Genomic DNA, 17,228 nt, shown 5'->3' on the forward strand with positions numbered 1-17,228 from the left:
GCGTCGATGCACGCGCCCCCCAGTTACGAGGCCCCGATGGACAGCGTCCCGATTCTTGTTCCTCCCGTGCTGAACATGGTCAGCGCGCTCGCCGTCGGCGCGCTGATCGGCGCCGAGCGCGAGCGGCGCAAGGGCGAGGGGCCAGCCCGCTCACCCGCAGGAATCCGAACTTTCGCGATTGCCTCGACCGCGGGCGCGGTCGGCTTCGCTTTGGGTGGGGTGCTGCTGCTTGCGGTGGTGGCCGCCTGTATCGCGGCAATGCTGGCGGTAGCTTACGGCAAGCGATCGCATCAGGACCCCGGCCTGACCACCGAGATCGTGCTGATCCTGACCGTGCTCTTGGGCGGGCTCTGCATTCCCGCGCCCCAGATGGCAGCGGCGATCGCGGTGACGATCACCGGGCTGCTGTACATCAAGGCCTGGTTGCACAATCTTGTCACGACGCTGATTTCCAAGGACGAACTGGACGATCTGCTGATCTTTGCCGCAGCGACGCTGGTGATCCTGCCTCTGGTGCCCGATCGTCCCATGGGGCCATGGCTTGCGTTCAACCCACATGCCGTCTGGATCGTGATCGTGCTGGTGATGGGCATCGGCGCGGCGGGCTATCTGGCGGTGCGACTGCTCGGCGCGCGGTTCGGGCTGCCGCTTTCGGGGGCGCTGTCGGGCTTCATTTCCAGCACCGCAACGATCGGCGCGATGGGATCGCGGGCGCTGCAATCGCCCGAACTGCGCCCGGCCTGCGTCGCCGGGGCGGTGCTGTCCTCGGTCGCGACGATCGCGCAGCTGGCGCTGGTGGTGGCGGCGATCAGCCTGCCCACCCTTTCCGCCCTTGTCCTGCCACTGGCGCTGGCCGGTGGCACCGCTGCGATCTACGGGCTGGCGCTGACGTTGGCCGCGCTGCGCCACCCCGCAGGCGAAGGCACGCATGGCGGCAGCGCCTTCAGCCTGCGCGCGGCGCTTGCCTTCGGTTCGATCCTCGCCCTTGTTCTTGTCGTCTCGGCCGGGCTGCAGGCGCAGTTCGGCGGCTCGGGCGTGCTGCTCGCCGCGCTGGCGGCGGGGCTTGTCGATACCCATGCGGCGGCGATCTCGGTCGCTACTCTTGTCGCCTCTGGCAAGGTCGCCCCCGCCGATGCGGTGGTGCCGATCCTGGCCGCCGTGAGTGCGAACACGGCAAGCAAGATCCTTGTGGCCGCGGTCACGGGGGGGCGCGCCTTCGCGCTGCGGGTGGTGCCGGGGCTGTTGCTGATTGTCCTTGCCGCCTGGATCGGCGCCGTCGCGAGGCCGGTATGACGACCGCACTCACACCCCATGGCTGTAAAATTTGAAGCCGCGCAGATTTGAGTTGGCTGAAAACCCCGAAAGACTCCTTGCAAATTCTGCAAACCCCGCTATTGAGATAGGTGCGAAGTTTCTCTGACCGCACCCTGTCTCCTTCATCGGCTTCAGTCTGCTCTTAGTTCTGACCAAGCCGAGTTGCCGCATCCTGCGGGCAGCATTCCCCTGTAGGAGTGATCACGATGGCCAATGGCACCGTGAAGTTTTTCAACCAGAACAAAGGTTTCGGTTTCATCGAGCCGGAAGGTGGCGCACAGGATGTGTTCGTTCACGTTTCTGCGCTGGAACGTGCCGGCATCTCGCGCCTGGCCGATGGCGCCAAGGTGACCTTCCAGATCGAGTCCGGCCGTGACGGCCGCAAATCGGCCTGCGATCTGGCTCTGGCCTGATCTGGCATGCGCTCCTTCGGGGCAAGCCCATGTCCATGACACGCACGACACCCTCTCCCGGATTGTTCCGGGAGATCCCCCGCCCGCCGCAGACCTATTTCGAGATGACTGCCGCGGCCGCGAAACTGATCGTCCAGACGGAAGCCGCCACACGCGCAGATCGCACTGCCACGCTCAAGGCGCAACGCCTTGCCCGTGACGCCGGTGCCGCATCAGCCCGCGGCGCAAAACCGTCGCGCTGACGACCCAAGCCGCAGCCCGCCTCCCGGGCGCGGCGGAAAGACCCAGATGACACATCCCCAAAACGCCTCGGGAGCCGCTCCCAAGGCCATCCTGTCGTCCAGACAGCCGGTCGAGGCCGGTCTTGGCTGGCGCGAATTCTTCGAACGCCTCGGCAACGGCACGCTTCCGCGCAATGCGGGACGCGGGCGCCGTTCCCCGACAAGTCCAATCCGGTCCTTCAATGGTCCGGCGATGGCAACGGTTTCCCGGTAAAGGCGTCGAGGCGGCCCGGCTGCTTGCGCAGGCAAGCCGCTTCCGCCGAACCACTCAGCCGGGAGGGGGGACGGCGCGGGGAAACCCGTGCCGTCTCTTCCCATTTAAGGCGACGCCAGAGCGGCCACATGGGCCACCCGACACCGAAACGCTGGATATGAGGGATTTTATTGCCCGGTCTGCGGACCGGAGAACAGTCGGCAGCGGCCGTCCTTGTCGCGGACGCGACGCCCCGCGCGTGCCTTGGCAGCGCCGAGATGTGTCCCGCGCTCTGGTGCGCAGGAATGGCGTTCAATTTCCGTCGATCGTGACGCCGTGTTCGTTGATCTTGATGTCAACGCCGCTCTGACGTTCCTGATAATACAGATAGCCGGTCCCCGCCGCGACCACGGCGAGAACACCGATCAGCAGAAAAAGAAAATTGCGGCTCATGATGCGTCCTTCAGCGAGTTTCGGGCTTCAGACCATGCGTGAAGCCGGCGCGGATGTGACAGGGCACCGGACCATTCCGCGGCGCCCCGTTTCTCGGATTCTACGCTTCGCGGATCGTGTCCTTGATGCCGCCAACAGCGTTCTGGATCTTGCCCGCGACCTTGTCGGCCTCGCCTTCCATCTCAAGCTTCTTGTCGCCGATGGCCTTTCCGATCGCCACCTTGGCCTTGCCCTTGACGACCTTTGCGGAACCGACAACCCGATCCTTGTCCATGATGCTTTCCTTTCAGGGGGTTCATCCGGGCGACAGGGTCACGCGCGATCCTGACGCCCTTTCCGAACTATGGGGCCACGCCGTCCGGTCGGCATTGACGCAGGTTAGCGCGGTCGTGCCTTCCGAAGCGCGGGATGTATCGGCGCGGTCCGATCCGCGCGGCAGTGAGCGGAGCGGATTTCCCCCGGCCCGCTCTGGCCGGCAGGGTCGCGTCAGAAGGAATAGACGAGCGAGACCCCCAGCTTGTTCTCGGTCTTGACGGCGCGCGAGTCGTTGTACTCCGTCAGGTAGCTGATGCGGGTGGCGAACATGTCGGTCATCTTCACGTTCAGCCCCAGATCGTTGTTCACCCGCGTCGCGGTGTCCGACTCCAGGATATCGGTGTCATTCGTGGCGAAAAGCTTGTCGTTCAGCCGCCAGAACAGCCGCGACGAGGCGATATAGCCGGTTTCGGTCACAGAGTCCTCAAGACCGTCCTGCAGATAGCTGACCCCGATGCCCGCCTGCACCCGCCAGCTCAGATCGCGGGTGTTGACAATGCGGTAGCCGGGGCCGACCCCGAGGAAGGCGTCGGTCTTGACGTCGTCGGCGGTGGCGGCAAGCCCGTCGGTCTTCACCCGGCCAAGCACGAAGCCGTAAAACGAGTCGTTGAAGTAGTAATTCGCGTCATAGATGAAGAAGGTGTCTTCCTTGGTCTTGTCCGAGTCGAATTCGGCAAAGTCCAGCACCATGCCGAGGTTCTGGACGAACGGGCCATTGGCAAAACGCAGCCGCGCGCCCAGACTGAATTCGCTTGAATCCGTGGCGCCGCTCTTGCCCGCGTAACTCAGCGAGGCGCTGCCCGACATGCCCTCGCGATAGTCCGGGCTGCCGTAGCGAAAGGCATCGTTGCCGCGATCGAGGTCGATCTGCGCGGCGCGGTCGATGTCGTCGATGCGGTCGTCGACCGAATCGATGCCGACCAGCGCCGTTTGCGCAAGGGCCGCAGGCACGCCAAGCGCCAGCGCGGCAATCGTCGTGCCTGCCAGAAGAAGAATTCGGGTCATGGTATGAACCTTTCGGAAAATCGGAACGCCCGGGCTGGACGCTTGCCGCAGCCTGACCCGGATCGCGCCCGCCGGTGCTGCTGTGCATCAGTGCCGCGGCGGAAAAGCGGGGCCGGATCGTGATTCATGCCGGAATGCGGCGCAGGTCCGCGGCTCGCCCGGCCGTCGCGACCCGCCCGCCCCGGATGACAGGGCGGACGGGGCATCGCATCGGCAAGAAATGTCACCCAATGCGAATGTGGTTCTCGACCGCCACGGTGCCGGGCGCGGCCCAGGCGGTGGACACGGCCAGCGTGCGGTCGCGCAGCGTCGTGGCGCGGCCCGACAGCGTGACCGTGCCGTCCTTCGTCTCGACATGCACGGTGTCGGCGGCAAACCAGCCCCGGTTCAATGCCTTCCGGATATCATCGCTGATCTGCTGCGCGTCGGCGCGCTTGCGCTGCGCATCGCGGATCAGGATCTGATCGGCCACCCCGCGCACGCCCCAGAGCGGCTGCACCGCATGCACCGCCGCCGCGCGCTGATACTGGTGATCGACCATGCCCTTGAGCGTGATCACCCCATCTTCGACCTGGACCTTCACCGCCCCCGTCGGCACGGCGCCGTCCCAGTCGAGCCGGTTCACCGCGGCGGCGGCGATCTCGTCATCGCTGCGCTGCACATGCACCGGCAGCCGCACCTCGATTTCCTCGACGATCGCGCGCACGCCCTTGACGCGCGCGGTCGCGGTTTCCGCCGCGCGCTTCTGCCAGTAGCTGTCGGCATGGCCCACCAGCGTCACCAGACCGTCCCGGACGGTCACGCCGATCTGGTCGTCCTTCACCATCGGATCCCAGGCCAGTTCTGCCAGCACTTCGGTTTTCACGCTGTGGTCGGAATGCATCGGATCGCTCCTTGAAATGGGTGCCGGACGCCCGGGGATCACGCGGGTCATGTCCGCCGCAGATCGTGTAATCCCCCGGCTTCGGCGCCGCGTCAGCGCGGGGCCAGCCGGGGGAGGCATCGTCACTGGTCGAGACGCTGCACCACGGCATCGGCGAAGGACGCAATCATCGCCTTGTAATAAACGTCGCTGTCGGGTTTCAGCTTGGAAAGCTCCGTCCCCTCGGGGAGGAACTTCGCCGTCGAATTCACATCGACCGTCTGCTGCCAGTTGTCGAAGTTGGAATTATTCTTGGCATCGGTGAAGCTGACAATGCCCACCAGCCGGGTGTCGGCGAGGTTCATCGCTTCCTTCCAGGAATTGCTCAGCTCGAATTCCGACAGATCGACGGTGATCTTCAGACCGTCCTTGTCGGTGCGATCGACGAGGCGGCTTGTCAGCGCGTTTTCAAGATCGGCCTCGATCGTGGCGTAGTGTTTGGCGGCGGCGGCATTCGACAGCGCGGCCAGATCGATCTGCACGTCGATCGCGCTCACCTTCCGATCATCCGATGCAACGGCGGCAGTGGAAAAAGTCGCCACGATCAGCGTGGCAACGGTCAGGAGGCGGACAGGCAGAAGGCGTGACATGGGGTTCTCCGGTTCTGGTAAGGGGACACATGCGCCGCCCCGGGCAACTGCACCGGGGCGGCACCTGTCAGGTCAGGCCAGCGCGGCCACGGCGGCGTCGAGCGACTTGGTGACGCCCGCGTCATCCTTGGCGGTATGTGCCTTTTCGGCGGCCTGGTAGTGCTTCAGCGCCGCCTCTTTCTTCGGGCCGTCGGGCGCCTTGTCCCAGGCGGCCTTGACGGTCTTGATGCGGTCGGCGCTGTTCGAGGTGGTGTTGGCGGTCATCGGCGTGGTCCTTTGTGCGATCTGCCGCGGCGACAGGCTGCGCAGATCTCCGCAAGGTGATGGAATTATCCGTCACGGAGTGCAGCCTGCAGGGCTTAGGGCAGAGACCATGGCAAGCGGGTATTCGATTGCCATGACGCACTCTGCTCCATCCCCCCGAGTCGCATCCTGATGCAGGTTTGCCCGAAAGCAGGATGCGCGGCTTTCCGCGGAGCCTGCGCCAAAAACGGCTCCCCCCGCAGCAGGCTGCGGGGGGAGGAACCGAACGCCCGAAGGACCCGGCCGGAGGGGCTCAGCCGTTGCGGCACCCCGGCACGTTCAGATCGCGGCAGAAATAGCCCGCGGCACCGCCGACGACGGCCCCGGTGACCGGGCTGCCGCCCGTCGCGCCGGAAATCACCGCGCCCCCTGCCGCCCCGGCAAGGCCGCGTTGCGCGTCGTTTTCCATGCAGCCCGCGAGGGCAAGGGCGAGGGTGAGGGTCAACAAGCTGGATCGGATCGACATGACATCATCTCCTTCAAGGGGGTCAAAGCTGCGGCGGCAGGGCCGAGGGGATCGGCGCAAGCACGTCCGGATCCTCGGGTTTTTCGGACTTCGGTCCGAACATGCGGCGCTTGAACTGCCGCCACATCCGCACCACCATCGCCGCCCCGAGCCCGAGCAGCCCGAGCAGGATCAGATTGATCCAGGGAAAGACCGTGACATCGGGTCCGGCGACGGGGTAAAGATTGACGGCGTTCGGGTAGATCGAAAAGAACGGCGTGCGCCAGCCGTAATGGGTGATCACCACCCATTGCGGCGCCTCCTTGGTCGAGACCGCGTTCGAGGCCTCGGCCTGCAGGTTGGAGCTGTCATATTTGAAATAGGGCGGCCAGACCCAGCCGGTGTCCTCGTTGCGATAGACGCTGACCTCGCCATTCGGGCGCACCGCCTCGATGAAGCGGATGTCGCGCTTTTCCACCCCGGCGGCAGGGGTTTCCGCCCCGGCGAAAAACATCCAGTTCGCACCGATCGTGGTCTGGCGGTTGTAAGTGTTGGTGATCCGCACCACGTCGTGATGCGGCAGGTTGTAATGCAGCACCGCGATGGCCAGCACCGCCGCACCGCCGCGCAGGGACCATTTGAGCTTCGTCCACATGGGTTTGCTCCTAAAGAAGGTTGACGACATAGGCGGTGACCGCGACGGCGATCATCGGGATGATGTAGATGAGCAGCAAAAGCCGCTTCTTCAGGCTGACGTCGTAATCCGCCATCCCTTCGGCGATGAAGGCCGAGCGGCTGTCGACATCGGCGCCCTCGGTCACGGCGGCGTCGAAATCGCTTTCCAGACTCTGCCGCTTGAGCGAGCGTTCATAGGCCGAAACCAGCACATAGGCGAGTGACAGGACCAGAAATCCGACGATCGTTCCGGTGAAAAATCCATACATTCCATACCCTCCCGGCAGGTTTTCGTCCGCCCGAAGGGGGACGCGTTGGGGGTCAGAGCCGACCGGTCAGCACCAGCACGACCAGCACGATCAGCAGCACGCCGAGCACGCCGATGCCGCCATGGCCATAGCCATAACCGTAGCCTCCGAATCGGCCGGAAAAGCCGCCGAGCAGAAAGATGACCAGAACGATGATCAGAAGGGTTCCAACAGACATGATCGTGCCTCCAGTCAGGCTGTTTAGCCTGCTTGCATGATGGGAAAGGGTCGGCTTCGACCCTGTGTTCGGAGTCCGTCGCGGCGCGGGACGCGCCTCTCAGGACGGATCGGGCCCGGCCCGGGCGCGCAGGGCGCAACGGGACGGGGGTGTTTTCCGTTGTGATCCGAAAAGCGACCGACAGCACTAACATGGGTAATGGCCGCGCCCCGAGCTTTCGCTAGGGTTGTGTCGAGCGCCCGTTCCTGCCCCACATCGCAAGATCGGACCCATCGGGGGCGGGCGTGTCAGCGGCAACGATCGACCCGGAACGAGGCAGCCTGCCAGGGGCACCCCTCCTGACCCGCGTGACGCCGGGCCGGTCGTTGTTCGCGCCGGGCCAGAGCGCCCGATCCCCCCTCACTGCGAAAGGTGATACCCATGAGCGATCCCGCGACCCGTCTGGAGCAGATCCGCGCCGAGGTGCAGGACCTTCACGACCAGATCAGCGACTACATTGAAAAGATGCAAGGTTCCGCCAAGGCGGAGCTGGCCGAAGCCCAGGTCGAGGCCGAGGGCTTCGTCACGCGGATGCAGACCGTCGTCGAGACCCGGACCCAGGAAGTCCGGGCCGAGATCGACCGGGCCAAGGATCGGATGGGCGTCGCCGCCCTGCAGGCCGAAGACAAGGTGACCGAGGTCCGCGAGGGGATCAACGCGGCCGGGGCGTCGCTGCGCGAGGGCGCCCAGCACGCGGCGCAGGCCACCAAGGAAACGATCTCGGATCTGCGCACCCGTGCGGCGGCGGCGATCGCGCCGAAAAAGGAGCCGGTCTGACCGGGTCCCTGGCCACGCCGCCCGCACTTGCGTCCCGGGCAGCGTGGCCCGTCTCCGGCCTTGCCGGACACTGCGGCGGCCCCGACCGCTTGCCGCCGACCCCATCGGGTGGAGGATCTCTGCCCGATCCCTCTCTCTTTCATGAAGGATACTCCAATGACGTATCGTGCGATTTTGCTGACGACCGCCTTTCTTGCCATCGGCTTTGCGGGCGGTCTGCCCGCGCGCGCCGAAACCCCGATGCCGACGACGGTCACCCTGACCGAGGTCGATCCCACGGTGCTGGCCACCGGCTATCGCGCCTCGGAGATCCTGAAGGCCGATGTCTACAACGACGCGGGCGAAAAGGTCGGCACGATTGAAGACATGATCGTCACCACCTCGGGCACCGTGCCCTATGCGGTGGTCTCAGTCGGCGGCTTTCTGGGGATGAACGCGCATCACGTCGTGGTCGCGGGCAGCGCGCTGGAACTGATGGGCAAGAAACTGACCCTGCACGGCGCCACCAAGGAATCGCTCAAGGCCTTGCCGAATTTCACCTTCGGCTCGTAAGAAAACGCCTGAAGGCCCCCGAAAGGGGGCCTTTATCATCTGTCCAGCCTGTCCGGATCGGAGACGCGTGTCGCGTCGGTTTGCGCTTGCCATGAAACCGCCGAGGATCTTGCAAGCACGAACCGCGACCACGCGGCCTTGAAGAGTTCGAGCAGCACCAGAACGACCGCCCCCGCCAGCAAGGGCATTGCAAGCGCCGCGCCGGGGGGCAAGGCGAAGCCGAACAGGGTGCGGATCTGCGTCCCCCCCAAGACCAGCGCCAGAACCGTCATCACCGCCGCCAGGATCACGCCAAGCGCGCGGTTGCGTCTGGACAGGGCGGTCAGGACCGAGGCCGAGCGCGCCCGGTTCACCAGGATCAGCGCCAGGATCGTCATCACCAGGGCGGCAAAGCTCAGCGCCCGGGTCTGCGCCTCTGCCATGCCGAAATGCGGCGCGCCAAGATGGATCGCGGCCGCCTCGGTCTCGGCCTGCGCCACCGCCAGCACCCGCTGCCCGGTCGCGGCAAGCCGGTCCACCTGCGCGCGCAGGGTCTCGGGGGGCGAGACCGCAGAGCGCCGCGATCGCCTCGGGGGGCGCCCTTGGCATAGGCGGTGACCGCATCGCCCTGCCGCCAGACCTGCGTCATCGCCAGAAGCTCCGGCCTGAGCGGATAGGAACGGATCAGCCTGCCCGCACCCAGCGGCGAGAGGCGATGAAAGGCCGTCTCCATCGGGTCGAAGGGCGCGGGCGCCGAGGCGCGCGTACCCGCCTGCGCCAGCCCCTGAAAGGCGGGCGCAAGCGCGGCACCGGCGTCCCATGCGCTGCCATCGGCCAGCTGCAGGGAAGCGATCGTCATCCGGTTTTCCGTCAGCGTGCCGGTCTTGTCGGTGCAAAGCACGCTGGCCGCCCCCAATGTCTCGATGGCGCTGGCGCGGCGGGTCAGAACCCCCGCCTTCGAGATCCGCCACGCCCCCATCGCCATGAAGACCGCCAGAACCATCGGGAATTCCTCGGGCAGCATCGACATGCCGACCGCAATCCCGGCCAGCAGCGCCTGCAGCCAGTCGCCGCCCCGGGTCATGCCATAAAGCGCCACCACCCCCAGACTGACCGCCCCGCCAAGCAGCGCGAACCACAGCACCAGCCCCCGCATCTGCCGCTGCAGATGCGGGGTTTCGGGGTCGAGAAGCGCCAGCGAGGTGCCGATCCGGCCGATCTCGCTGGCCGCTCCGGTGGCGATCACCCGCGCCTCGGCGCTGCCGCCCACGACCAGCGTGCCCGAAAACACCCGCGCCGTGGCGCGGGCGGCGCTTTTGCGCACCGGCACCGCCTCGCCAGTCAGCAGCGACTCGTCGAGGGTCAGCTCCGCCCCCGGTTGCAGCTGCGCATCGGCGGGCACCCGGTCGCCTTCGCTCAGCGCGATCAGATCGCCCCGGACCAGATCCTGCCCGGCAATGCGCAGCCGCTGCCCGTCGCGGATCACCAGCGCCCGCGGGCTGGTCAGATCGCGAAGCGCGTCAAGCACGCGTTCCGTCCGCGCCTCCTGCACCACGGTCAGGCCGACGGAAAGCCCGGCAAAGGCCAGCAGGATCGCCCCTTCGGCACGATCCCCCAGCAGCAGATAGATCGCCCCGCCCGCCAGAAGCAGGCTCAGCATCGGCTCTTTCAGCACATCCAGAACCAGACGCACCGCCCCGCGCGGTCTCGGGCGCGGCAGGGCATTCGGCCCTTCGGCGCGCAGCCGCCGGGCGGCCTCGGCCGCGGTCAACCCGGCCGCAAGAGGCGGACCCTCGGGCCGCAGGTTTCGGGACAGGTCGTCAGAGGAACGCTTGCGCATGGGCGGGACCTTTCAACGGTCCGTCAGTCAGCGATCCGCCGGTGGCGCCGACATTGACCTGCATCAGCGCCGCCGCAGCTTCGGGGGTCTGCGGGCCGTTTTCGGGTCTTTCAGACCGCGGGCTCGGGTGTAGGGACCGGGTTTGCGGTCTTGACCTTGGCGGCTTCGGCATGGGCCAGGGCAAAGGTCGCGCGCAGGCGGTCTTCGGCGGCGGGGTCGAGATCGGTGCGCAGGATCTTGCCGCCGCTTTCGCCAAGCCGGGCGATCACCATGTCCGAGGCCGAGACCCGCAGCAGCACGAAGAGCGCCGCCTTGCCGGGCGCCAGCGTCGCCGTGACCTCGCGCATGAATTCGTCCCTGATGCCGAAATCCGTCATCGCCCCCGAGAGCGCCCCCGCGGTCGCGCCAAGCAGCATGCCCGCGATCGGCTGCAGGACCAGAAGCCCCGCCAGAAGCCCCCAGAACGCGCCGCCACCGGCGCCAAGCGTCCAGAAATCGACCATATGATGCAGCCGGATCGTGCCCTTGGCATCCACCGTGGCGACGACCGCATCGGTCACCTCCAGCAGGTCTTCGCGCACCATGGCGAACAGGGCGGTGCGCGCGGCTTCGGCCTGTTCGACACTGTCGTGACCGATGACGATGAGTTCCGACATTTTTACGCTCCTTGGCTGGCCCGCCGCCATTCCGGCAAGGCGGACTTTTGACAACATCTCTTTGGCCTGCGGCCTTGGGCAAAGGGATCTCCGGGGTGCCGCCCGTGTCGGCCACGATCTTGCGACGGACGCGGGCGGGCGCGAAAGGGCACAGGCACCCCGGCCGGAAGCGTAGCGCGGCGCCGCCCGCGGGGGCAGGGTCGGAAACTACTCAGCACCGGGCTGACCCACGTTAAGACGTCTTGGCGCAACGGGGCTATCTTGCCGCCAGGCCTCGACCCGGGGCTTCGCGCAGAAAAGGGCAAAGTCATGTCACCTGTCACATCGCGTCCGACCGACCGGGGCACTGTGGGCGACGCCGAGGCCGAGGGCGCGCGGATGACCAAGCAGAACCTGATCCTGCGCAGCTTGCTGGTCCGCCAGATCGCCGCAACCGAGGCCATGACCTCGGTCCTGCGCAGCCTGAACCTGCCGATCCTGCTCTTTGGTCGCGACCTGCGGCTGCGCGACTTCACCACGGCGGCCATGCCGGTCTGGGGCATCGGCGAGGACGATCTGGGGCGGAGCGCCGCAATGCTCGGGCCGCAGGCCCGGGGACCGACGGTTCCCATTGCCGAACTGGCGGCGGTTTGCCGCGCGGGCCAGCCCCGGACAAGGCTTGCCGCGGGCCGGGATGGGGCGCTTTGGCGGTGCAACCTGCAACCGCATCCGAGCGGCGCGGGGGCGGTGTCGGGGGTGATCGTGCTGCTCTTGCCGCAGGGCCCGGCAGCGGAGGCCGGGCAGGCGTCGCCGCGTCTGTCGGAGCTGACGGCACGGCAACGGCAGGTGATGGAGCTTGTTCTGGCGGGGTATCCGAGCAAGAACATCGCCGTGGATCTGGGCATCAGCCAGCGCACGGTCGAAAACCACCGCGCCGCGGTGATGCGCCAGACCGGCGCCACATCCTTGCCGGCCCTGGCCCGGATTGCGCTTGGCTCGGCGCGCAGCACGGATTGGCGTTCCGGCTCTGTGCCGGAGGCGTGAGCGCAAGGCAAAAGTCCCGATCGCGCGCCTCTAACGGCCCCGGAGCGGCCAGCGCGCGGCGGCAAGGCGCCGATCAGATCTCCTTGCTGCCGATCCCCAGATCGAAGATCCGCAAGCCCGACGGGGGTGCGCCGCGCGCTTTCCAGGCCTTTCGCGAAAAGGTCTGGCTGACATCCGCCCGGCCCGCCGCCCAATGGCCCAGCATCGTCAGTCGCGAAAAATCATAGTCTTTCGAATGGCTTTCGAAGGTCTCGGCGCGGTGGATCAGATGCACGAGCGTCACGTCCCCGCGCGGGCCGGACTGGCGCAGGAACATCAGATCGGGGTCCTCCGCCATCTGCTCGGGCAGTTTCAGCGCCAGCCGGTCGGCTGCGGCGCGGATCGCCTGCAATTGCCGAAAGCGATCGGTGGTCAGACGGGTCCGGCTTGAAAACCGGATGTCCCTCTCGCGCTCGGCAACCTCGGAGAGATCCCCGGGCAGGGCCCCGCACGCCGGAAACAGATCGACCTGAAAGATGCACAGCGGCGCCGGACCGGCATTCTCCAGCACATATTGCAGCGGCGTGTTCGAGACGAGCCCGCCATCCCAATAATGCCGCCCGTCGATCTCGATCGCGGGAAAACCGGGCGGCAGGGCCCCGCTTGCCATGACGTGATCCGGCCCGATCCGGTCGCGGGCGCTGTCGAACCAGGCGAAATTGCCGGTCTCGACATCGACGGCGGCAATGCTCAACCGCGGGCCGCGCTCGGCCAGATAGTCAAAGTCGATCAGATCGCAAAGCGTGGCGCGCAAGGGCGCGGTGTCGTAATAGCTGACGCCGCGCAGCGCGCCCGTGGCGCCGATCCCCGCAAAGGGGAACCGCGGCCGAAAGAACCCGGGCACGCCCTGAAACAGCACGATCGCCGAGGCCATTTCGGAAAACAGGTTGCGCGACTTCGCCGAAAAGACCATCGGCCGTCCGGTCAGCTGGCTGGTGACGGTTTCCCAAAATGCCGCAAGCCGGGGCACCCGCAAGGGGCCGGGGTTGCCGCAGATGATCGCGGCGTTGATCGCGCCGATCGACATTCCGGCCACCCAAGCCGGGCAATGCCCGGCCTTTTGCAACTCTTCGAAGGCACCGGCCTGATAGGCCCCAAGAGCCCCGCCGCCCTGCAGCACCAGCACCGGCATCTCGTCCGGCGGAACGGTCATCGCTCAGCGCTCCCGTGTCCCGCGGGTCGCGGGCAAGGCACCGCCGCCACGATCATTCGCCGACGCCCTTCGGCTCGATGATCCGCGCCAGCCGCGTGCGTGCCTCGACAATGGCCGCGCCAAGGCTGTCACTCGCCTTTCTGGCGCTGTCGAGCAGGGCGGAATGGGCATTCTTCACGCCGTCGGCGGCCTTGTCTTCGGCAAGCCGCCCGGCGGCTTCGAGGCGGGAAATCGCAATCCTGATCTCGTCCTGCGCCTTGTCCGCCTGCCCGACGGCCAGGGTCTTCATCCGCGCCCCCAAGGCGTTCACATCGGCCTGAATGGCTTCCACATCGGCCCAGGTCGCCTGTTCTGCCCGGCTGATGCTGGCGCTGATCTTGTGTTGCAGCGCCTGGGCATCCTGACGTGTCTGTTCCAGAACGGTTTGCGATTTGCTCATGCGGCACCTTTGCAGATTGAAGGGGACAGTCGACAACGCGCCACCGCCCGCGGCCGGGAAGCCCGGACGGATGACGCATCCGGACTGTAGCCTGCGGCGTTTCGGGGCGGCAGCTTCGGAAACTACTCAAGCGAGAGCCGCAACCGGGTAGTTTCCGACACTAGGCCGCAGCGCGGACCGGTGGCATCATGCGACAACGGCTGGCTTGCAGAAAGGGCCCGAACCATGACCATCGAAGAACCGAAATTCACCCTCGCTCTGAAGGATGGCGCGTTCGAGTTGCGCGACTACGCGCCGATGGTGGTGGCCGAGGTCACGGTGATCGGCGACCAGCAGGCGGCCGGGCGCAGGGGCTTTCGCAGGCTCGCGGGGTATATCTTCGGTGCCAATACCCGGCGCGAGAAGATCGCGATGACCGCCCCGGTCACGCAGACCCCGGGGGCGGGAGACTGGCTGGTGCGCTTCACCATGCCGGGTCGCCTCGCGCTCGCCGATCTGCCGAAGCCCGACGAGGCCGATGTGATCCTGCGCGCCATCCCTGCGGCGCGGCTGGCCGTTTGGCGATTTTCCGGGCTCACCGGAGAGGCGAAGGTGGCGGCCGAGATGGCGCGCCTGATGTCCACCCTGAAAACCCGAGGGCTGGTGCCGACCGGCCCGGCCTCGATCGCGCGCTATGACCCGCCGTGGATCCCTTGGTTCCTGCGCCGCAATGAGGTGATGTGTCCGGTGGCAGTTCCTGCCTGATGCTGTCGCGCCGCAAGTCGCGCGCCATCTGGTGTCACCCATCGGCTGGCTGCGGGAGGCGGAGCTGGCTGCCAACGATGGCATCGTTTCCAACGCCAGCCTGATCGTCGGCGTGGCAGCCGCCTCGCATGACAAGGGCGCGGCGGCTCTGTTGCACAAATCTGCTTCTGACCAGCCTTCCCCTTCCCCAGACAGACCTATCGCGCGACCTCTGTGATGGGCGTTCCGAGCGCGGTGAAGCCGTTGATGACGGCGACACGGACCTGGAATTCTGCGACCTGACGGTCGAAGTCCCGGGCGGACAAGCGCTGACCCAATAGCTTCACGCAGTGCATTTTGGTCTCTGCACGGCTTCGGCGGTGATAGCCGCTCCATCGTCGCCAGATGGTTCGCCCGACGCGCTTCGATGTGCGCAGGATTTCGTTGCGTGCGACCGCCCCGGCGGTGTCCGGCTTCCATGGTTTGGCGTTTTTGAGCGCCGGGATGATCGCTGCGGCACCGCGGGCGGCGATTGCGTCGTGGCACTTGCGGGTGTCGAAGGCGCCGTCGGCGGTAACGGTGGCGATCTCCTGCTCCGTCGGGATCTGGTCCAGCAACTCGGGCAGCATGGGGGCGTCGCCGACGTCGCTGGTGGTGAACTCCGCCGCCCGGATTTCCAACGATTTCTCGTCGATCCCGATGTGGATCTTGCGCCAGACCCTGCGTTTGGCGCCGCCATGCTTGCGGGCGTTCCACTCGCCTTCACCCTCGACCTTGATCCCGGTGCTGTCGACCAGCAGGTGCAACGGGCCGTCCGATCCACGATAGGGGATATTGACCTTCAGGGTCTTCTGGCGCCTCGACAGCGTGCTGAAATCAGGCACGGCCCAGTCCAGGCCGATCAGTCGCAAGAGGCTCTCGACGAACCCGGTCGTTTGCCGCAGCGCCATGCCGAACAGCACCTTCATCGTCAGGCAGCTCTGGATCGCAGCGTCGCCATAGGCGGGCTGCCGCCCGCGCTTGCCGGTCGGCGCGGCTTCCCAGGTCATCGCAGGATCAAACCAGATCGTCAGCGAGCCGCGGAGCTTGAGCGCCTTGTTGTAGCTCGACCAGTTCCGGGTCTTGTAGGTCGGGGGTGTCGGTTTGCTCATGCTACCCAGCTACCACGCTGGATTCACAACATGAATCCCTCACGCGATTTGTGCAACAGAGCCGGTTTTCGACCCAACGCGCGACCACCGCCTTGTCCGAGAGCCGAAACGTGTGCTGCAGATAGAGCAGTCCGGCGACCAACCGGGGCGGCGTCGCCGGGCGGCCGGTGCCCGAGGGGAAGAACCGGACCATTGGCTCTCGAACACCTCCCAGTCGATCAACGCGGCGAGTTTCACCAGTTCGTGGCGCGGGTCGATCATGTCGATCAGACGCGGGCGCAGCAGGTCGTCTTGTTCGGGCGGGCGGGCGCGATGCTTCATGCGGCGAACCGAAATTGCAGGGTTTCGAGCGGAATCATACGAAACCCTGCAGCGGATGGCGAGAAAAACCGCCTGTTCCGCACGCGAAATTAAGGACTTCGCGGTTGTTCAGGCCGAACTAATGACTGGATACGCCCTTGACAGCTTGCCGTGTCACGCCCAGATTCGTGCAACGGAGTGCCCCCGTGCCGTCCACATTGGCGAAGCCTTCCGGGCAGGCGAGACAAGTCGTCAACTGAACCCAGTCAGTGCCGACCGGCCGAGTGGACCCGCTAGTTTCAGGCGCTGCATGGGAAGCAGTATGCGCATCCGTTTTCGTTCGATGGCGCGGCCAAAGAAGGCCGCGAAACTCCTTGGCGCAGCCTCGGGCCTGTCGCTTTCACATTGCCAGGGCCATGTTGCGAGGGCCTGCGGTTATCGAGATTGGCATGACCTCGAACAGAGGGCAGGCCATCCCGGCGACGCTGTAGACCAGCAGATCCCGCTCGAAATCGAGATCGGCATCATCGCCACTCTTTCGCAGGAGTTGCGGCTTGCCGCTGGCGATGTCCAGCACGCGCTGATGTCGGCGCGACTGTTCGGAGCGGAAGCGGTGCATCGGCCCGATAAACCCCGATTTTCGGCCCCTGAGCGGAAAGATTCTTGGCGCAATTCCGCGCCCGGGGTCGAATCGAGCGATGATCGGAACGGTGGTGGAGGTGGGCGCCGACCGGCTGAGCGCCGGGTTCGGGACCGCTGCCGCGGGTCACGGATACCGCGCCCAGCTCTCATACGGGGCGATGGCAGTGATGCTCCTGCGGACCCGACGGCATGCCGGACCGCCTGCGGCGCTCAGGATGTGATGGAGTTGGGGAGCGCGAACCGGCTACGGTCAGTTCGAGACCGGTGTAGCGGGCTGTCGCCACGCGGATTCCGCCCCCCTCGGCCCTCATACGGGACGATGGCGGTGCTGTTCCCGCAGACCGGACGGGGTGTCGGCCTGCCTGCGGGGCGCAAATTGGAATGGAAATGAGCGCGACCGGCGCGCGCCTTCCATGCGAGGCCCTGCGGTGGGCGCGGCGGCGGTCAAATGTGTCGGGGAGCGTGAGAAAGGCTCTGGAGCCGGGAGGCACGGGCAACGCGGCGCGTGGGAAGGCAGAAG

At 66.4% G+C, this 17,228-nt stretch carries 24 protein-coding genes and 1 pseudogene; 7 read left to right on the forward strand and 18 right to left on the reverse strand.

Annotated features, from left to right (window positions below; genetic code table 11):
- Nucleotides 1-36 precede the first annotated feature (36 nt).
- The 3 genes from ACTTAI_RS08420 to ACTTAI_RS08430 all read left to right on the forward strand — a co-directional run bounded on the left by ACTTAI_RS08420 (nt 37) and on the right by ACTTAI_RS08430 (nt 1,969).
- On the forward strand, nt 37-1,293 hold the full coding sequence (locus ACTTAI_RS08420) for an MgtC/SapB family protein (RefSeq protein WP_444455287.1): 1,257 nt from the start codon (nt 37-39) through the stop codon (nt 1,291-1,293).
- A gap of 227 nt (nt 1,294-1,520) precedes the next feature.
- Nucleotides 1,521-1,727: a cold-shock protein gene (locus tag ACTTAI_RS08425; RefSeq protein ID WP_141516579.1), complete on the forward strand. Its 207-nt coding sequence runs from the start codon at nt 1,521-1,523 to the stop codon at nt 1,725-1,727.
- A 29-nt stretch (nt 1,728-1,756) separates the two neighbouring features.
- Complete coding sequence (locus ACTTAI_RS08430; RefSeq protein WP_444455288.1) at nt 1,757-1,969, forward strand: hypothetical protein; 213 nt, start codon at nt 1,757-1,759, stop codon at nt 1,967-1,969.
- 544 nt (nt 1,970-2,513) lie between these two features.
- Here ACTTAI_RS08430 and ACTTAI_RS08435 read toward each other — a convergent pair.
- The 10 genes from ACTTAI_RS08435 to ACTTAI_RS08480 all read right to left on the reverse strand — a co-directional run bounded on the left by ACTTAI_RS08435 (nt 2,514) and on the right by ACTTAI_RS08480 (nt 7,395).
- Entirely contained in the window at nt 2,514-2,654 is a 141-nt protein-coding gene (locus ACTTAI_RS08435; RefSeq protein WP_162838701.1) for a hypothetical protein, read from the reverse strand.
- Between the two features lie 100 nt (nt 2,655-2,754).
- Complete coding sequence (locus tag ACTTAI_RS08440; protein WP_444455289.1) at nt 2,755-2,928, reverse strand: CsbD family protein; 174 nt, start codon at nt 2,926-2,928, stop codon at nt 2,755-2,757.
- A 212-nt stretch (nt 2,929-3,140) separates the two neighbouring features.
- Entirely contained in the window at nt 3,141-3,974 is an 834-nt protein-coding gene (locus ACTTAI_RS08445) for a DUF481 domain-containing protein (protein ID WP_444455290.1), read from the reverse strand.
- Between the two features lie 223 nt (nt 3,975-4,197).
- Nucleotides 4,198-4,857 carry a BON domain-containing protein gene (locus ACTTAI_RS08450; RefSeq protein ID WP_444455291.1) on the reverse strand — a complete coding sequence of 220 codons (660 nt, stop codon included), beginning with the start codon at nt 4,855-4,857 and terminating at the stop codon, nt 4,198-4,200.
- A 122-nt stretch (nt 4,858-4,979) separates the two neighbouring features.
- The gene (locus tag ACTTAI_RS08455; protein WP_141516574.1) at nt 4,980-5,486 is read right to left on the reverse strand and encodes a hypothetical protein; all 507 of its coding nucleotides are present in this window, start codon (nt 5,484-5,486) and stop codon (nt 4,980-4,982) included.
- A gap of 72 nt (nt 5,487-5,558) precedes the next feature.
- Nucleotides 5,559-5,750, reverse strand: coding sequence for a hypothetical protein (locus ACTTAI_RS08460; protein WP_141516573.1), 192 nt, complete (start codon nt 5,748-5,750; stop codon nt 5,559-5,561).
- Between the two features lie 292 nt (nt 5,751-6,042).
- A complete protein-coding gene (locus ACTTAI_RS08465) occupies nt 6,043-6,255 on the reverse strand; it encodes a hypothetical protein (RefSeq protein ID WP_444455292.1) in 213 nt (70 codons plus the stop codon).
- Nucleotides 6,256-6,277: 22 nt separating this feature from the next.
- Nucleotides 6,278-6,889 (reverse strand): DUF1523 family protein, encoded by a 612-nt coding sequence (locus tag ACTTAI_RS08470; RefSeq protein ID WP_444455293.1) that lies wholly within the window; start codon nt 6,887-6,889, stop codon nt 6,278-6,280.
- Nucleotides 6,890-6,899: 10 nt separating this feature from the next.
- Entirely contained in the window at nt 6,900-7,178 is a 279-nt protein-coding gene (locus ACTTAI_RS08475) for a hypothetical protein (RefSeq protein ID WP_444455294.1), read from the reverse strand.
- 52 nt (nt 7,179-7,230) lie between these two features.
- Nucleotides 7,231-7,395, reverse strand: coding sequence for a DUF3309 family protein (locus ACTTAI_RS08480; RefSeq protein WP_444455295.1), 165 nt, complete (start codon nt 7,393-7,395; stop codon nt 7,231-7,233).
- 420 nt (nt 7,396-7,815) lie between these two features.
- Here ACTTAI_RS08480 and ACTTAI_RS08485 point away from each other — a divergent pair, with 420 nt between their 5' ends.
- The gene (locus ACTTAI_RS08485) at nt 7,816-8,211 is read left to right on the forward strand and encodes a hypothetical protein (protein ID WP_444455296.1); all 396 of its coding nucleotides are present in this window, start codon (nt 7,816-7,818) and stop codon (nt 8,209-8,211) included.
- Between the two features lie 156 nt (nt 8,212-8,367).
- Nucleotides 8,368-8,763 (forward strand): PRC-barrel domain-containing protein, encoded by a 396-nt coding sequence (locus ACTTAI_RS08490; RefSeq protein ID WP_444455297.1) that lies wholly within the window; start codon nt 8,368-8,370, stop codon nt 8,761-8,763.
- Nucleotides 8,764-8,798: 35 nt separating this feature from the next.
- Here the strand turns inward: ACTTAI_RS08490 and ACTTAI_RS08495 are convergent, their stop codons facing one another.
- The 3 genes from ACTTAI_RS08495 to ACTTAI_RS08505 form a co-directional block, all read right to left on the reverse strand.
- Nucleotides 8,799-9,242 (reverse strand): cation transporting ATPase C-terminal domain-containing protein, encoded by a 444-nt coding sequence (locus ACTTAI_RS08495; protein WP_444455298.1) that lies wholly within the window; start codon nt 9,240-9,242, stop codon nt 8,799-8,801.
- Nucleotides 9,158-10,582, reverse strand: coding sequence for an HAD-IC family P-type ATPase (locus ACTTAI_RS08500; RefSeq protein ID WP_444455299.1), 1,425 nt, complete (start codon nt 10,580-10,582; stop codon nt 9,158-9,160). Before ACTTAI_RS08500 ends, ACTTAI_RS08495 begins: the two co-directional genes overlap by 85 nt.
- A gap of 110 nt (nt 10,583-10,692) precedes the next feature.
- Nucleotides 10,693-11,238, reverse strand: coding sequence for a DUF1269 domain-containing protein (locus ACTTAI_RS08505; protein WP_055212748.1), 546 nt, complete (start codon nt 11,236-11,238; stop codon nt 10,693-10,695).
- A 309-nt stretch (nt 11,239-11,547) separates the two neighbouring features.
- Between ACTTAI_RS08505 and ACTTAI_RS08510 the strand changes: the two genes are divergently transcribed.
- Nucleotides 11,548-12,261 carry a response regulator transcription factor gene (locus ACTTAI_RS08510; protein WP_444455300.1) on the forward strand — a complete coding sequence of 238 codons (714 nt, stop codon included), beginning with the start codon at nt 11,548-11,550 and terminating at the stop codon, nt 12,259-12,261.
- Between the two features lie 73 nt (nt 12,262-12,334).
- Here the strand turns inward: ACTTAI_RS08510 and ACTTAI_RS08515 are convergent, their stop codons facing one another.
- Both ACTTAI_RS08515 and ACTTAI_RS08520 read right to left on the reverse strand, forming a co-directional pair.
- On the reverse strand, nt 12,335-13,453 hold the full coding sequence (locus ACTTAI_RS08515) for a DUF3734 domain-containing protein (RefSeq protein ID WP_444455301.1): 1,119 nt from the start codon (nt 13,451-13,453) through the stop codon (nt 12,335-12,337).
- Nucleotides 13,454-13,505: 52 nt separating this feature from the next.
- Nucleotides 13,506-13,892, reverse strand: coding sequence for a hypothetical protein (locus ACTTAI_RS08520; protein WP_444455302.1), 387 nt, complete (start codon nt 13,890-13,892; stop codon nt 13,506-13,508).
- A 225-nt stretch (nt 13,893-14,117) separates the two neighbouring features.
- On the opposite strand from ACTTAI_RS08520, the gene ACTTAI_RS08525 reads away from it, so the two are divergent.
- Nucleotides 14,118-14,636, forward strand: a complete 519-nt coding sequence (locus ACTTAI_RS08525; RefSeq protein ID WP_444455303.1) for an SOUL family heme-binding protein — start codon at nt 14,118-14,120, stop codon at nt 14,634-14,636.
- Nucleotides 14,637-14,833: 197 nt separating this feature from the next.
- Here ACTTAI_RS08525 and ACTTAI_RS08530 read toward each other — a convergent pair whose 3' ends face one another.
- The 3 genes and pseudogenes from ACTTAI_RS08530 to ACTTAI_RS08540 all read right to left on the reverse strand — a co-directional run bounded on the left by ACTTAI_RS08530 (nt 14,834) and on the right by ACTTAI_RS08540 (nt 16,643).
- Nucleotides 14,834-15,766 (reverse strand): IS5 family transposase, encoded by a 933-nt coding sequence (locus ACTTAI_RS08530; RefSeq protein ID WP_444455304.1) that lies wholly within the window; start codon nt 15,764-15,766, stop codon nt 14,834-14,836.
- Between the two features lie 64 nt (nt 15,767-15,830).
- A pseudogene (locus tag ACTTAI_RS08535) lies at nt 15,831-16,087 on the reverse strand (transposase); the annotation flags it as partial.
- A gap of 379 nt (nt 16,088-16,466) precedes the next feature.
- Nucleotides 16,467-16,643, reverse strand: a complete 177-nt coding sequence (locus ACTTAI_RS08540; RefSeq protein ID WP_444455305.1) for a hypothetical protein — start codon at nt 16,641-16,643, stop codon at nt 16,467-16,469.
- Between the last annotated feature and the right edge of the window lie 585 nt (nt 16,644-17,228).

This window comes from Rhodobacter capsulatus (assembly GCF_052363175.1).
Lineage (GTDB): Bacteria > Pseudomonadota > Alphaproteobacteria > Rhodobacterales > Rhodobacteraceae > Rhodobacter > Rhodobacter capsulatus_D.

Coding starts and splice junctions, on each gene's coding strand:
- ACTTAI_RS08480 (WP_444455295.1), bottom strand. CDS start 7,395: ATGTCTGTTGGAACCCTTCTGATCATCGTTCTGGTCATCTTTCTGCTC.
- ACTTAI_RS08530 (WP_444455304.1), bottom strand. CDS start 15,766: ATGAGCAAACCGACACCCCCGACCTACAAGACCCGGAACTGGTCGAGC.
- ACTTAI_RS08425 (WP_141516579.1), top strand. CDS start 1,521: ATGGCCAATGGCACCGTGAAGTTTTTCAACCAGAACAAAGGTTTCGGT.
- ACTTAI_RS08455 (WP_141516574.1), bottom strand. CDS start 5,486: ATGTCACGCCTTCTGCCTGTCCGCCTCCTGACCGTTGCCACGCTGATC.
- ACTTAI_RS08510 (WP_444455300.1), top strand. CDS start 11,548: ATGTCACCTGTCACATCGCGTCCGACCGACCGGGGCACTGTGGGCGAC.
- ACTTAI_RS08420 (WP_444455287.1), top strand. CDS start 37: ATGGACAGCGTCCCGATTCTTGTTCCTCCCGTGCTGAACATGGTCAGC.
- ACTTAI_RS08440 (WP_444455289.1), bottom strand. CDS start 2,928: ATGGACAAGGATCGGGTTGTCGGTTCCGCAAAGGTCGTCAAGGGCAAG.
- ACTTAI_RS08475 (WP_444455294.1), bottom strand. CDS start 7,178: ATGTATGGATTTTTCACCGGAACGATCGTCGGATTTCTGGTCCTGTCA.
- ACTTAI_RS08520 (WP_444455302.1), bottom strand. CDS start 13,892: ATGAGCAAATCGCAAACCGTTCTGGAACAGACACGTCAGGATGCCCAG.
- ACTTAI_RS08465 (WP_444455292.1), bottom strand. CDS start 6,255: ATGTCGATCCGATCCAGCTTGTTGACCCTCACCCTCGCCCTTGCCCTC.
- ACTTAI_RS08445 (WP_444455290.1), bottom strand. CDS start 3,974: ATGACCCGAATTCTTCTTCTGGCAGGCACGACGATTGCCGCGCTGGCG.
- ACTTAI_RS08515 (WP_444455301.1), bottom strand. CDS start 13,453: ATGACCGTTCCGCCGGACGAGATGCCGGTGCTGGTGCTGCAGGGCGGC.
- ACTTAI_RS08505 (WP_055212748.1), bottom strand. CDS start 11,238: ATGTCGGAACTCATCGTCATCGGTCACGACAGTGTCGAACAGGCCGAA.
- ACTTAI_RS08470 (WP_444455293.1), bottom strand. CDS start 6,889: ATGTGGACGAAGCTCAAATGGTCCCTGCGCGGCGGTGCGGCGGTGCTG.
- ACTTAI_RS08450 (WP_444455291.1), bottom strand. CDS start 4,857: ATGCATTCCGACCACAGCGTGAAAACCGAAGTGCTGGCAGAACTGGCC.
- ACTTAI_RS08525 (WP_444455303.1), top strand. CDS start 14,118: ATGACCATCGAAGAACCGAAATTCACCCTCGCTCTGAAGGATGGCGCG.
- ACTTAI_RS08460 (WP_141516573.1), bottom strand. CDS start 5,750: ATGACCGCCAACACCACCTCGAACAGCGCCGACCGCATCAAGACCGTC.
- ACTTAI_RS08485 (WP_444455296.1), top strand. CDS start 7,816: ATGAGCGATCCCGCGACCCGTCTGGAGCAGATCCGCGCCGAGGTGCAG.
- ACTTAI_RS08500 (WP_444455299.1), bottom strand. CDS start 10,582: ATGCGCAAGCGTTCCTCTGACGACCTGTCCCGAAACCTGCGGCCCGAG.
- ACTTAI_RS08435 (WP_162838701.1), bottom strand. CDS start 2,654: ATGAGCCGCAATTTTCTTTTTCTGCTGATCGGTGTTCTCGCCGTGGTC.
- ACTTAI_RS08490 (WP_444455297.1), top strand. CDS start 8,368: ATGACGTATCGTGCGATTTTGCTGACGACCGCCTTTCTTGCCATCGGC.
- ACTTAI_RS08430 (WP_444455288.1), top strand. CDS start 1,757: ATGTCCATGACACGCACGACACCCTCTCCCGGATTGTTCCGGGAGATC.